The sequence below is a fragment of the Streptomyces sp. NPDC097640 genome, assembly GCF_040302705.1.
In the GTDB taxonomy this organism is placed as follows: Bacteria; Actinomycetota; Actinomycetes; order Streptomycetales; family Streptomycetaceae; genus Streptomyces.
In genome coordinates, this window is the sequence record NZ_JBEOSB010000008.1 from 271,961 (window position 1) to 285,064 (window position 13,104).

At 70.7% G+C, this 13,104-nt stretch carries 10 protein-coding genes and 1 pseudogene; 6 read left to right on the forward strand and 5 right to left on the reverse strand.

Going from position 1 to position 13,104, the window contains the following annotated elements:
• Positions 1 to 31: 31 nt before the first annotated feature.
• The 4 genes and pseudogenes from ABTY62_RS15135 to ABTY62_RS15150 all read right to left on the reverse strand — a co-directional run bounded on the left by ABTY62_RS15135 (position 32) and on the right by ABTY62_RS15150 (position 3,749).
• Positions 32 to 748, reverse strand: a complete 717-nt coding sequence (locus ABTY62_RS15135) for an antibiotic biosynthesis monooxygenase (protein ID WP_352129832.1) — start codon at positions 746 to 748, stop codon at positions 32 to 34.
• 90 nt (positions 749 to 838) lie between these two features.
• Positions 839 to 1,618, reverse strand: a pseudogene (locus ABTY62_RS47510) (SCO6745 family protein).
• 173 nt (positions 1,619 to 1,791) lie between these two features.
• On the reverse strand, positions 1,792 to 2,865 hold the full coding sequence (locus tag ABTY62_RS15145) for a PadR family transcriptional regulator (protein WP_352129834.1): 1,074 nt from the start codon (positions 2,863 to 2,865) through the stop codon (positions 1,792 to 1,794).
• A complete protein-coding gene (locus tag ABTY62_RS15150) occupies positions 2,865 to 3,749 on the reverse strand; it encodes a DUF4097 family beta strand repeat-containing protein (RefSeq protein WP_352129835.1) in 885 nt (294 codons plus the stop codon). Before ABTY62_RS15150 ends, ABTY62_RS15145 begins: the two co-directional genes overlap by 1 nt.
• A 317-nt stretch (positions 3,750 to 4,066) precedes the next feature.
• Between ABTY62_RS15150 and ABTY62_RS15155 the strand changes: the two genes are divergently transcribed.
• The 3 genes from ABTY62_RS15155 to ABTY62_RS15165 are packed head-to-tail and all read left to right on the forward strand — an operon-like array spanning position 4,067 to position 8,345.
• Positions 4,067 to 6,901, forward strand: a complete 2,835-nt coding sequence (locus ABTY62_RS15155) for an AMP-binding protein (protein WP_352129836.1) — start codon at positions 4,067 to 4,069, stop codon at positions 6,899 to 6,901.
• A gap of 57 nt (positions 6,902 to 6,958) precedes the next feature.
• Complete coding sequence (locus tag ABTY62_RS15160; RefSeq protein ID WP_352129837.1) at positions 6,959 to 7,903, forward strand: NAD-dependent epimerase/dehydratase family protein; 945 nt, start codon at positions 6,959 to 6,961, stop codon at positions 7,901 to 7,903.
• A gap of 43 nt (positions 7,904 to 7,946) precedes the next feature.
• Positions 7,947 to 8,345, forward strand: a complete 399-nt coding sequence (locus ABTY62_RS15165; RefSeq protein ID WP_352129838.1) for a nuclear transport factor 2 family protein — start codon at positions 7,947 to 7,949, stop codon at positions 8,343 to 8,345.
• A gap of 60 nt (positions 8,346 to 8,405) precedes the next feature.
• On the opposite strand, the gene ABTY62_RS15170 is transcribed toward ABTY62_RS15165, so the two are convergent.
• On the reverse strand, positions 8,406 to 9,029 hold the full coding sequence (locus ABTY62_RS15170; protein ID WP_352129839.1) for a malonic semialdehyde reductase: 624 nt from the start codon (positions 9,027 to 9,029) through the stop codon (positions 8,406 to 8,408).
• 137 nt (positions 9,030 to 9,166) lie between these two features.
• On the opposite strand from ABTY62_RS15170, the gene ABTY62_RS15175 reads away from it, so the two are divergent.
• The 3 genes from ABTY62_RS15175 to ABTY62_RS15185 all read left to right on the forward strand — a co-directional run bounded on the left by ABTY62_RS15175 (position 9,167) and on the right by ABTY62_RS15185 (position 13,084).
• A complete protein-coding gene (locus ABTY62_RS15175; RefSeq protein WP_352129840.1) occupies positions 9,167 to 9,850 on the forward strand; it encodes a TetR/AcrR family transcriptional regulator in 684 nt (227 codons plus the stop codon).
• 23 nt (positions 9,851 to 9,873) lie between these two features.
• On the forward strand, positions 9,874 to 10,689 hold the full coding sequence (locus ABTY62_RS15180) for an AfsR/SARP family transcriptional regulator (protein WP_352129841.1): 816 nt from the start codon (positions 9,874 to 9,876) through the stop codon (positions 10,687 to 10,689).
• A 232-nt stretch (positions 10,690 to 10,921) separates the two neighbouring features.
• Positions 10,922 to 13,084: a DUF6571 family protein gene (locus ABTY62_RS15185; protein ID WP_352129842.1), complete on the forward strand. Its 2,163-nt coding sequence runs from the start codon at positions 10,922 to 10,924 to the stop codon at positions 13,082 to 13,084.
• Positions 13,085 to 13,104: the final 20 nt, after the last annotated feature.

Sequence of the window (13,104 nt, forward strand, 5' to 3'; positions counted from 1 at the left end):
TACGGCTTCACAGCTTTACGGCTTCGCGGCTTTACGGCCGTACGAAGCTCCGTGCGAAGCGGTACCGCTTGGCCGTGGTGCCCTGGAACCCCGGGAAGTGCCGGACCCGCTCCCACTCGGGGGTCGGATCGTCGGCGGCGATGGCCGCGTCGTACGCCTCCTCGCTGGTCCACTGGGCGTAGTTGAGCACCTGCGCCCGGTCGTTGGCCAGATGGCGGGCGCCGTCGACGATCAGGTGGAAGTCGGCGGAGATGAGGTCGGGGCTCGGGGCGGGGTCGGTCTCCAGGGCCTCGATGACCGCGTCGATCCACCTCCGGCGCAGCTCCGGGGCGGGGTCGTCGAAGTCGGCCTTGATGACGACGATGCACCCGGGCACCCGGGGATCGCCCTCGGCCCGGGTGTCGAAGCCGCGGTAGCGGCGGTAGTTGGCGATGCCGTGGCGCTCGATGCCCGGCACGGCGGCGTCGACCTCGTCCACCCGCTCCTGGCGCTGGGCGCGGACGAAGGCGAGGTACGCCTCCTCGCTCGCCCACTGGGCGTGGTGCATCAGCGTCTTGCCGTCCATTCCCACATACACGTTCTGTGAGAACAGCTCCGGGCTCGGCCAGGGACGGGAGTCCCAGGAGTGGGCGAGGGCATCCACCGTCGCCCGCTGCCGCTCGGGGGTGCCGACGCCCCAGGTGGAGAACAGGGCGGCGCCGACGTCGGGGCGCGTGAGGTCGGGGAGGGGGCTGGTGGGGCCGGGCATGGGGGGCTCCTTCGGGATCGCGGGAGAAGGCCGCTTCGCCTTCGCCCGCGATCCTGATACCTCAACCGAGGTTGAGGTCAAGGCCGTTCGCTACGCGTACGCGACCTGGACCGCGGCGATGCCCAGCGTGCTCTGCATGGGCAGCATGCCCGCCTCGAGCACCGCTGCGAGCAGCGGGTGGACCAGGCTCGCCAGCCGCTCGGCGCGCTCGGGGCCGAGCGCGCGCCAGGGCTCGGCGGCCAGCTCGTCCGTCAGCCGCTCGATCGCGTCGCGGCCCTGCCGGCCGCGCTCGGTGGCGTTCCCCTCCGCGTCGAGCCAGCCGCGCTCGGCCAGTCGGCCGGCCGCGGCGCTCCACTCCTCCGCGGTCCAGCCGCGGCCGCCGAAGTTGGCCGTCGGAGCGGCGCCGATCCCCGCGAAGGACACCAGCGACTCGCACGGGTCGAGACCGGCGGTGAGCAGCGCGGCCAGGTGGCCGTCGCCGCGCCACGCGGCGGAGCCGCAAATCGACGCTGCCCCGCAGCACGGCGGTGGCCTGCCACAGGGCGAGGTGCGGCTCGTCGGACCAGCCGAGGTCGCAGTTGGCGGCGGCGATGGGGCGGGCGGCCAGGGTCGCGGCCTCGGCCGCCTCCTTGGCCAGGGCCGCGGCCTCGGCGATGTCCGGCCCGTCGATCCGGTCGCCGAGCAGCGCGCGGTACGTACGGTCGACCGCCCGCAGCCGGGCCGCTGCCACCTGTCGGGGCCGACCGTGCCCAGCGGGGCGGTTCGCCGGGCGAAGCAGGTGGGTCAGCGGGACTCGACGTCGCAGCCGAGCGCCGCGGCCTCCTCGAATGCCTGTGGGGCGAAGTGGCGGCTCGCGCGCACTGGCCCCAGCCAGGGCCCGTCTCCAAAGGGGCACCCTGCCCGCGACGCATGGCATGGCGCCTCGCCACGTTGTTGGATTGCCCAACTACACTCAGTACGCGGGCGTTCCTCACCCCCTGTGGTGGGCGGAAGCGGGGGAAAGCCGAGGCCGAAGGATAGCCAGAGCATGGGGAGGGTGAGGCCTATTCCTCCGTACGTCCCCGCAGCAGCGCGTTGATCCGCGCCGCGGTGGCCGCGAGCCGCCGCCGGGCCTCGGCCGCCTGGTCGGCGTTCACCCCGTGGTCGCGGGCCGTGTCGCGGATGTCGTCGCGGAAGCGGTCCAGCAGCCGGTCCAGGTCGCGGGCGGGGTCGCCGGACGGGCTGAAGTCCCGGGCCCACTCCGGCTCGGGCCCGGCCTCCGCCGCCGTCTCCGTCTCCGTCTCCTTCTCCGGCAGATCCACGCGCTCGACGACGACCTCCGGCTCGGCCCGCTCCGCGCCCCCGGCGTTCTGCCGTGAGATACGGCCCATGCCGCGCGACACCTCGGCCAGCCCCTCCCGGACCGCGCGCTGCCAGTCGCCCGCCCGCAGGTGTTCCTGCGTCTGCTCCTGGAGCCGCCGGGCCATCCGCTGCATCTCCTCGCGCGCGAAGTCCTGGGCGTCCTTGGCCTGTTGCCGGGCGCGCTGGGCGTCCTGCCGGGCCCGGCGGCTCTCCTGCTTGGCCCGGCGCGCCTGCTCCTTCCACTCGTCCTTGGCGCGCCGCATCTCCTCCTTCGCCAGCCGCCACGCCTCCTTGTCCCCCCACGGGCCCTCCCACGACGGCCCCGGCTGCTCGGCGGAGCCACCCGAGCCGCCCGGCCCGCCGGAGCCGTTCGAGCCGTTGCCGGAGGTGCGGGCCTGCTGCGCCGCCTCCCGCATCTCGCGCCGCAGATCGCTGGCGGAGCCGCGTACGTCCTCCCGGATCTCGGCGGCCAGCTCGGCGACGGACTCGCGGATCTCCACCTCCAGGTCGGCCAGCTCGCCGCCGCGGTCGGCCAGTTCGGCGCGGCCGGCGTCGGTGATGGAGTAGACCTTGCGGCCGCCCTCGGTGGTGTGGGTGACCAGGCCCTCGGCCTCCAGCTTGGCCAGCCGGGGGTACACGGTGCCGGCGGAGGGCGCGTACAGGCCCTGGAAGCGCTCCTCCAGCAGGCGGATGACCTCGTAGCCGTGGCGCGGCGCCTCGTCGAGCAGCTTGAGGAGGTAGAGGCGCAGTCGGCCGTGGGCGAATACGGGCGGCATCAGAGGACCTTTCCTTCGGGGCGGTCAGGGCCTTGCGCCGGGCCGGCCGCATCCTCTTCTTCGGTGGGCGGGCGGCGCAGCAGCGCTATCGCGCCCGAGACGGTGGTGGCCTTGAGCCTGCCATGGCCGGCGCCGAGCCGGCCGGAGATCTTCTTGGCCCCCCACTGCCCGCTGACCCGCAGACTCTCGAAGGCGTTGGAGACGGCGCCGCTCGTGGTGTGTGCCTCGACCTCCGCGTCGGCGGGGTGCGGCAGCCGGATCGCGATCTCGCCGGACACGGTGGTGAGGGCGATGTCCGCGCCGCCCGGGGCGGCGACGGGGGCGAGGTCGAGGAGGATGTCGCCGCTGACGGAGTCGGCGCGCACGGAGGCGCCCGAGCCCTCGATGACGGTCAGGTCGCCGGAGACGGAGTTGAAGCGCAGCCGCCCGGTGACGGCCTGGGTCTCGACCCGGCCCGAGACGGTGTCGGCACGGACCGGGCCGGTCAGCCCGACCAGGGTGAAGTCGCCGGTGACGCCGTGCACATCGGTGCGGCCGCCGAGCCCGGAGAGCACGGTGCCGGCGCCGACCGTGCCGATCGAGGCGCTGGTGCCGGTGGGCACGGTGAGGGTGAGATGGACGGTGCGGTTCCAGCTCTTGTGGTCGAGCCACTTGAGCCAGCCCTTCCACGGGACGTCGTCGTATCCGACCCGCAGTACGCCTTCCTCGTGGGTGACGATCAGCGGCGGCCCGTCGATCTCCGCCAGCTCCAGGCGGGTGGGCCCGGTGTCGGTTCCGACGACGTTGACGGTGCCGCCGACGACGCGCACCTGGAGGGTGGACACGGGGTCGTCGAAGGTGAGCTTCTGCGGTTCGGTCAACGACCACTTCGACCCGGCTGACATCCCTGGCCTCCCCTGGGCTGGACGCTGACGGGATCCCGGACCGGACCCCGTGACGGAGGCGACGCAACATATCGCGTCTCCTGCTAGACACGATATATCGCGGATCCGGAGAGTCAAGCGGCGGCGGCGACGGGGGCGGGGGCGGGTCCGGGCGCGGGGCGGCGGCGAGGAGCGGAATGGCTGATTCCTGACGAGGGCATCGTCCGGGGATTCCGCTAGAGCGCCGCTAGAGCCTTGCTGGAGAGTCATGGAGTGCGAATGTTCGAGGCTGTTACCTTCAGGGCCTCGGAATCGGGGGGGAAGGGTCAAATTGGGTCATGCCGGCACAGCCCTTGAAATACATCACACCCGAAGACGCTCGGGATCTGCGATCTGTGGCCCAGCTGCTGGTCAGGGCAGCGGACGAGTACCCCTATTCGGGGGTAGGTTACTTGGCCGAAGGCGCGGAGAGCGAATCAACACGCCAGTCCTATCCGGAGCTGCTCGATTCCGCGCTCCGACTGCTCACCGCACTGCGATCCCGCGGGCTGAAGCCGCATGACAAGGTCGTGCTGCTGCTGGACGGCCAGCGGGAATTCCTCACCGTTTTCTGGGCCTGTCTGCTCGGCGGATTCGTCCCCTGCCCCATGGTGCCGGTGCCCGGCGACCCCGCCCGCTGGGCCGCGCAACTCGCCCACGTCAACCGGCTGCTCGACGGACCGCTGCTGGTCACCACCGAGGCGATGCGCGCCGAGCTGCCCGCGGTGCCCGGGCTCGCCGTGGCGTCCGTGGAGGAGCTCGGCGGCCGCGAACCCGCGCCGGACATCCACCGGGCCGCGCCGGAGGACCTCGCGCTGCTGGTGCTGACCTCGGGCTCCACCGGGAATTCCAAGGCCGTGATGCTCTCCCATGGAAACGTGCTCGCATCCATGGCCGGAAAGGCGGAAAAACAGCGGCTGACCGCCGCCGACACCACTTTCAACTGGATTTCCTACGACCATGTCGCGGCGCTTCTCGAAGCGCATATGCTGCCGCTTCACACAGGCGCGAACCAATTGCACGCCCCGGCCTCGGTCATCCTCGAGGAGCCTCTGCGGTTTCTCCGCATCATATCCCGCCACCAGGTGACGATGACCTTCACGCCGAATTTTCTCCTCGGCCCGCTGAATGCCGCGGCTCGGGAACTCGCAGAGGCGGAGGAGGCGGAGGAGGCGGCGGAGGCGGGTGAGGAGGCCGAGTCGGGCGGGGAGCGGCTCGACCTGAGCGCCCTGCGCCACATCGTGAGCGGCGGCGAGGCCAATGTGGTCGCCACCGGTGAGGCGTTTCTCGCCAACTACGCCCCGTACGGCCTGCGGAGGTCCGCGCTCTGGCCCGCGTTCGGCATGACCGAGACCTGCGCGGGCAGCATCTACAACCGCGACTTCCCCGCCGCCGACACCGGCCAGGAGTTCGCCAACCTCGGCACCCCCGTCATGGCGCTGTCCATCCGGGTGGCCGACGACGAGCATCGCGCGCTGCCCGCGGGCGAGGTGGGGGAGCTCCAGCTCAGCGGCCCGATGATCACGGCGGGCTACTACAACGACGCGGAGGCCACCGCGGAGGCCTTCACCCCCGACGGCTGGTTCCGCAGCGGCGACCTGGGCCGTATCGACGACGGCCGGCTCACCCTGGTCGGGCGCAGCAAGGACAGCGTCATCGTCAACGGTGTCAACTACTTCAGCCATGAGATGGAGGCCGTGCTGGAGCAGCTGGACGGCGTGGCGGGCGGCTACGCCGCGGCCTTCCCGACCCGGCGGCCCGGCAGTGACACCGAGCAGCTGGTGATCGCCGTCCACCCCGAGGCGGCGGAAGGCGACGAGGCGGGGCTGTACCGGCTGCTCACCGCCGTGCGCTCGACCGTGGTGATGCACTGGGGGTTCCGCCCCTCCCTCATCCTGCCGCTGCCCAAGGAGGCGTTCCCCAAGACCAGCCTGGGCAAGACGCTGCGCCGGCGGATGCGCACGCGCCTGGAGTCCGGCGGCTTCGACGACGTCATCGCGCGCGTCGCCGAGCTGACCACCCGCAGGCTCGGCGGATACACGGCGCCGGAGGGCGGGACCGAGCGGGTGCTCGCCGAGATCTACGCCGAGATGTTCGACCTGGCCCCGGACCGGGTCAGCGTCACCGCGAGCTTCTTCGACCTCGGCGGGACCTCGCTGGACATCCTGCGGCTGCGCCGCCAGGTGGCCCGCCGCCTCGGCGGCGCCGACCTGCCGGTCATCGCCGTGCTCACCGCCCCCTCGGTGCGGCAGCTCGCCGCCCGGATCGACGGGGGCGGCTCGCCCGCCGCCACGGCGTACGACCCGGTGGTGCCGCTTCAGGCTGTCGGCGACAAGACGCCGCTGTTCTGTGTCCACCCGGGCGTCGGCGAGGTCCTGGTCTTCGTCAACCTCGCCAAGTACTTCGTCGGCGACCGGCCCTTCTACGCCCTGCGCGCCCGGGGGTTCAACGAGGGCGAGCGGCCCTTCGGGAGCTTCGAGGAGATGGTGACCACCTACGTCGACGCCATCCGCGCCACCCAGCCGCACGGCCCCTACGCGGTCGCCGGCTATTCGTACGGCGGCGCCGTGGCCTTCGAGATCGCCAAGGCGCTGGAGGCTCAGGGCGAGCGCGTCGACTTCGTCGGCAGCTTCAACCTCCCCCCGCACATCAAGTACCGCATGGACGAGCTGGACTTCGTCGAGACCGCGACCAACCTCGCCTTCTTCCTCGACCTGATCAACAAGAAGCAGTCCCTCGACCTCCCCGGGCAGCTGCGCGGGCTGCCCCGGGAGGAGCAGCTGGCGCACCTCCTCGAGCTCGCCCCGGCCGGCCGGCTGGCCGAGCTCGATCTGGGCCTGGAGAGGTTCGCCGCCTGGGCCGCGCTCGCCAGCGGGCTCACCGACCTCGGCCGCGGCTACACGCCCACCGGCACCACCCGGTCGATGACGGTCTTCTACGCGATCCCGCTGCGCGGCACCAAGCAGGACTGGCTCGACAACGAGCTGCGCAGATGGGACGAGCACAGCACCGAGGCCAACCGGTACATCGACGTGCCGGGCGAGCACTACACCCTGATGGGGCCGCAGCACGTCGCGGCCTTCCAGGCCATCCTGCGCAGGGAGCTCGACCGGGCGCTGGGCGACGGCACGTAGTCGACGGCACGTGGTCGACGGCAGGCAGTCGACGGAGAGCAAGAGGAGAAGAGCAGGTTGGAAGGCAAGAAGATCCTGGTCACGGGCGGCACCGGACAGGTCGCCCGCCCGGTGGCCGAGGCGCTGGCCGGGCACAACGAGGTCTGGTGCCTGGGCCGGTTCGGCGCCCCGGGCGTCGAGGAGGAGCTGAACGCCCGCGGGATCAGGACGCACCACTGGGACATGGACGACCTGAGCGGGACCGGGTACGACGGGCTCCCCGACGACTTCACCCACGTCATCCACTCGGCCGTGCGGCGCGGCGAGGACGGTGACGTCAACGCCGCGATCGAGGTCAACTCGGTCGCCTGCGGCCGGCTGATGACCCACTGCCGAGGTGCGGAGGCGTTCCTCTACGTCTCCACGGGCGCGCTCTACAAGCGGCAGACCCTGGACCACCGGTACGCCGAGGACGACCCCGTGGACGGGGTGGCCGACTGGCTGCCCGCCTATCCCGTGGGCAAGATCGCCGCCGAGGGCGCCGTACGGGCCTTCGCGAGCGTGCTGGACCTGCCGACCACCATCGCCCGGCTCAACATCGCGTACGGGCCCGGCGGCTATGGCGGGGTGCCGATGCTCTACTTCAAGCGGATGCTGGCCGGCCAGCCGATACCGGTGCCGCTGGAGGGCCAGAACTGGTGCTCGCTGCTCCACACCGACGACCTGGTCGACCAGGTGCCCAAGCTCTGGGCGGCCGCGTCCGTGCCCGCGACGCTGGTCAACTGGGGCGGCGACGAGTCGGTCGGCATGACCGACTGCGTCCGCCATCTCGAGGAGCTCACCGGCGTCGCGGCCCAGCTGGTGCCCAGCCAGGTCACCCGGGAGACCTACCAGTTCGACCCGGCGCGGCGCCTGGCGCTCACCGGCCCCTGCCGGGTGCCCTGGCGCGAGGGGGTGCGGCAGACCCTGGAGGCGCTGTACCCCGACCACGTCAAGCCGCGTCCGGCCGCCCCGGCAGCCTGATCCCAGAAGAGACCAAGAAGACACCGAGGAGATTCGAACCACCGTGGCGTCACAGAACATCAAGGCCATCCAGGGGTGCTACGCGGGCTTCCGCGACCGGGACGTCGAGGGGATCCTCTCCGGGATGCACCCGGACGTGGAGTGGGTCCACCCGGACGGGATGGCCAAGTACGGCCTCGGCGGCACCAAGCTGGGCCATGCGGGGATCAAGGAATTCCTCGCGCATGTCCCGACGGTGCTCGGCGGGATGAGACTCAGACCCGAGGAGTTCATCGAACAGGGGGACCGGGTGGTCGTCTTCGGCACCCGCGAGGTGACCTCGCGCACCGGCACCACCGTGACCCTGGAGTTCATCCACTCCTGGACGATGCGGGACGGCAGGGCGACGAGGATGGAGGACATCTTCGACACCGTGGCGTTCCATGAACTGATCGAGAGCTGACCGCCGCATGATCGGACCGCCTGTGCCCCACCGCCGGAGCACAGGCGGTCCGTTCGTGCGTCACGCCGTGGTGACGACCTCCGCGTAGTCCAGGCGCGGCAGCCGGCCCATCCAGGCCTCGGGCCCCGGCCGGCCGATGTTGACGACGCACAGCGCCCGGTGCCGGCCGTCCTCGAAGAACTCCTTGGACACGCCCTCGGGGTCGAAGCCGATCATCGGCCCGGCGGCCAGCCCCGCCGCCCGTACGCCCAGGATGAAGTAGCCCACCTGGAGCGCGGTGTTGAACCGCGCCGAGGCCTCGCGCAGGCCCGGCTCCGCGAAGAGGTCCTGCGGGCTGGCCATGAACGGCACCAGCCGGGGCAGCTCCTCGTGGAAGTCCAGGTCCGCCGCGAGGATCGCCACCAGCGGCGCCTTCGCCGTCTTCTCCTGGTTGCGCCCGGTCATGTACGACACGAGGCGGGCGCGGGCCTCCGGCGAGCGCACCAGGACCACGCGCAGCGGCTGCTGGTTCATCGAGGTGGGGGCGTACTTGACCAGTTCGTAGATGGCGCGGACCTGCTCGTCCGTGACCGGCTCGTCAGTGAACGTGTTGGCCGTACGGGCCTCCAGGAACAGCTGGTTCTGCGCCTCGGGCGCCAGGGTGAGGTGGCTGAGGGCGGCGTCGCTGTTCTCCGGTGTGCTCATGGAGCTGTCTCCTCATGGGCCGGGTCGTAATTTATTGGACTGGACTGACTAGTCCAGTGAAGTGATGGAAGGCTAGACTCGCAAGTCCATTGGGGGCAAGAGCGCACCGAAACCGGGGGAGTCAGGAGGACGGGCCTGTGCGGACGGACAGCGCGCCGCGGCGCGGCACCGTGGGCCGGCCGGCGGGCCCTCAGCCCGCCAAGCGCCAGGCCATATTGGAGGCGGCCGTCGCCGTCTTCCTGCGCGAGGGATACACCCGGGCGAGCGTGGACGTCATCGCCGACGAGGCCAGGGTGTCCAAGCAGACCGTCTACAACCACTTCGGCGACAAGGAGCGGCTGTTCCTCGCGGCCGTCGAGGGAGAACGCGAGCGGGTGGCCGCCGACTTCGCCCCCGTCCTCGGCCCCGTCCTCGGCCCCGATTCCGCCGACGCGCCGGGGGGACAGGACGACACGGACGCCGAGACCGCCCTGGTGACCTTCGGCCACCGGGTGCTCCACGTACTGCTCGACGAGCGCGCCTCCGCGCTGCGCCGCCTGGTCATCGCCGAGGTGGCCCGCCACCCGTCGCTGCGCCCGGCCTGCGCCGAGGGGGAACCCAGGCAGCTCGTCGAACACCTCGTCGACCTGCTCACCCGCCGCGCCGAGCGCGGCGAGCTGACCGTCGACGACCCGGCCACCGTCGCCCGCCAGTTCGTCGCCCTGCTCGTCCAGCAGGGTCTGCACCAGTCGATGTACGGCACCCGCCCGCTGCCCGGGCACGAAGCCGCGGCCATCTGCGAGAAGGCCGCAGACCTGTTCGTACGCGCGTACCGCAGGTGATGTGTGAGGAGGTGGCACCACCTATGCATGTGAGCGTCCTCGGACCGCTGACGCTGCGCCTCGGCGAACAGTCGGCGGTGCCCAGCGCGATGAAGCCGCGGAAGGTCCTGTCCCTGCTGCTGCTCCACGACGGCCGGATGGTGCCCGTACAGACCCTGATGACCGAGCTGTGGGGCGAGCGGCCGCCGCGCACCGGGCTGACCACGCTCCAGACCTACGTCCTGCATCTGCGCAAGCTGCTCGCGCAGGCGCTCGGCGTCCCGTCGACCGCGGTCGCCCGGGACGTCCTCCAGACCAGGCCCGGCGGCTACGCCATGGTGCTGCGCTACGGCCAGCTCGACGTCCACCGCTACCGCGACCTCGTCGCCGACGGCGAGCGCGCCCTGGAGATGGGCGACGAGCGGGCCGCCGACGCGGCGCTCCGGCGGGCGCTGTCGATCTGGCAGGGCCCGGCCCTGGTCGACGTCACGCCGCACGGGCGCCCCCTCCAGGCCGAGGTCGCCCGGCTCGAACAGTCCCGGCTCACGGTCACCGAGCGGAGCATCGAGACCCGGCTGCGGCTCGGCGGCCACCAGGAGGCGCTGAGCGACCTGGCCTCCCTCGTCGTCGAGCACCGCTTCCACGAGGGCATCCACGGCCACTACATGCTCGCGCTCCACCGCTCCGGCCAGCGCACCCGCGCCCTCGCGGTCTACCAGCGGCTGCGCATGGCCATGACGGAGGAGCTGGGGCTCGAACCGTCGGCCAGGCTCCAGCGCCTCCAGCAGGCGGTGCTGGCCTCCGACCCCCGCCTGGACTTCGAGTCGGGGGCGGCTGGGCGGGGGCCGGTCGTGGCGTAACGGGCGTTAACCCAAGGGGATATGCGGATCCACCGCCTGGCCGTCGTACACCCCCTGGGGGCATTCGGGTGTGAGCGTGCTAGCTTCTGCGCAGCAATTGCCGTCTGCGACGTGCAGCTTGAGAAACAGCCACGGGGGAAGCAATGCAGTTCATCCCGCCCGTTCACGCTCAAATACCCGCAAGACGCGCCCTCTCGGTCCCGTGCTTCCACATGCCGCCGAAGGGGGAATCGTGCTCACGTACCGCCAGGTCATGACCACCGATCTGTCCCTCCTCGAAATGGCCGCCACCAAATGGGACGAGGCCGCCAAGAAGTTCGAAGCGGTCCAGAGGGTCTACGACAGCAAGGTCAAGTCGGTAGGGCTCGACGGGAGCTGGTCCGGCCAGGCGAACCTGGTCGCGCGCCCCAATATGCAGCTGACCGATAACCAGTTCACCGCGGCGCCCAAGGAGGCCCGTGCCATCGCCTCGATTCTCCGGGACGCGCACAGCCAGTTCGTGGAGCTGCGCGGGAAGGTGAAATCGGCGGTCGCGGACGCGGAGAAGGCCGGGATGAAGGTCTCGGACGCCGGTGTCGCGAGTTACGACTACTCGAAGGCCAGCGCGAGCGCGGTCAGCGCGGCGCGGCACGACCCGGGAATGCATGAGGCCGAGGAGACCTGGACCCGGCACATCGACGCGGCGGTCAAGGCCGTCGACGACGCCGACCAAGGCGTGAAGCTCGCGCTCAAGGCGGCCGTGCAGGACCCTGATCTGATCGACGGCGCGGTCAACGGGTTCAACGACAAGGCCGAAGGCGACATCGAGAAGGTCGAGGCCAAGGAAGCCGAGGAGCTCTCGACCAGAATCAACTCCGGCGACAAGCTCAGCGACAAGGAGATGGCCGAACTCCAGCGGCTGTTCCGGGACAACCGGCACGACAAGGCGTTCAGCCAGACTTTCCTGGACGCCATGGGCCCCAAGGCCACCATCCAGCTGAACAACAAGTTCAACAGCCTCGCCAAGGACGGCGACGACAAGGACTTCCGCGTCCTCCAGGAAGGCGTGGCCACCTCGCTGGCCACCGCGACCAAGTCGCCCTCCGACCCCTTCTACAAGAAGTGGCAGGAGGGGCTGCGCAAGGTGGGCACCGAGAACTTCGGCCGCATCGGGGAAAACCTCTACGGCTACCAGTCGTTCCTCAACCTCATGACGCACGGCAAGAACTACGGGAAGAAGTTCCTGCTCGATCTCGGGAACGATCTCATCGCTCTGGAGAAAAAGGACGGCACCGACAAGTGGCAGAAGGGCGCCGGGCACAGCCTCGAATCCACCGACCCGCTGGATGATCTGCTCGGCATCATGGGCAAGCAGCCCGACGTCGCCAAGGCATTCCTCGATCCGGGCGTGGACGGCTCGAACGATCACTTGCGCTATGTGCTCCAGGACCGCAACTGGCCCAAGATCGTGATGCAGACCCCGGACGGCGACATCTACTACCGGGACGACCCCGACAGCCGTCAGGGGCTGGGGCCCGCGCTCGAAGCGGGGGCCACCGGAAACGTCCCCGGCACGGACCACGTTCTCGGCTATCACACCGATGCCGAGGCCCGCATCATGCGCGACACCATCAACTTCCTGGACGAGGGCCGCCGCGGGGGCGATCTGCACCCGAACCTGCGCGACAACATGGGCCGCATGCTCGTCGACTACACGCCCGAAACCCATGAGATCCTGACCCGCACGGGCATGTACATGGACAAGGACGGCGTGTGGAACGACGGCACGAGCGACCCCAAGGACTCCCATATGTCCGTCCCCCGGGAGAGCCTCGTCCGCATCATGCGCGGTGTGTCGGAAGACGGTAAGGCATTCGACGAGATGTACGAGGCCGAGCGCTTCTACGCCGCCGGGACGCTGACCAAGACGGACTTCCACGACCCCAATGAACGCGCCTCGGCCATCGAAGGGGCGTCCTCCGTCTTCGGTTTCTACGACGGAATCAGCTCCGATATCGCCCGCGACAAGAAGGACGACGCCGTTTCCTGGGCCAACCACGCCCAGACCGGCGAATTCGTCATCACCGGCGGTATGCAGGCCGCTGCCAGCGCCGGCGCCTCGCTCGCCGGCAAGGGCCCGGCCACCGGCTTCGTCACGGACGCCGTCTACCGCATTCTCTACGCGGGCGTCTACGACTGGAAGGAAGACCAGATCGCCCAGGCGGGGCAGGCGGCGGCGCGGGACACGGAGTATCACTTCACCACCGGCCAGAAGCAGGTGAACCATCTCGTCGCGGGCTGGGCCAAGGAGAACGGCTACAGCACCGAGAGCGGGCTGTCGCGACACCTCGTCGGCTCCGGGCAGGAGCGTTACGACAGTGCCCGGACGGAAGGCCTCATCTACCTGGACGGCTGAGCCGCGGGCCCGGGTCCGGG

What these genes read in the sequence shown, in the direction of transcription:
- ABTY62_RS15135 (WP_352129832.1), bottom strand. Translation starts at nt 748, where the DNA reads ATGCCCGGCCCCACCAGCCCCCTCCCCGACCTCACGCGCCCCGACGTC.
- ABTY62_RS15145 (WP_352129834.1), bottom strand. Translation starts at nt 2,865, where the DNA reads ATGCCGCCCGTATTCGCCCACGGCCGACTGCGCCTCTACCTCCTCAAG.
- ABTY62_RS15150 (WP_352129835.1), bottom strand. Translation starts at nt 3,749, where the DNA reads ATGTCAGCCGGGTCGAAGTGGTCGTTGACCGAACCGCAGAAGCTCACC.
- ABTY62_RS15155 (WP_352129836.1), top strand. Translation starts at nt 4,067, where the DNA reads ATGCCGGCACAGCCCTTGAAATACATCACACCCGAAGACGCTCGGGAT.
- ABTY62_RS15170 (WP_352129839.1), bottom strand. Translation starts at nt 9,029, where the DNA reads ATGAGCACACCGGAGAACAGCGACGCCGCCCTCAGCCACCTCACCCTG.
- ABTY62_RS15180 (WP_352129841.1), top strand. Translation starts at nt 9,874, where the DNA reads ATGCATGTGAGCGTCCTCGGACCGCTGACGCTGCGCCTCGGCGAACAG.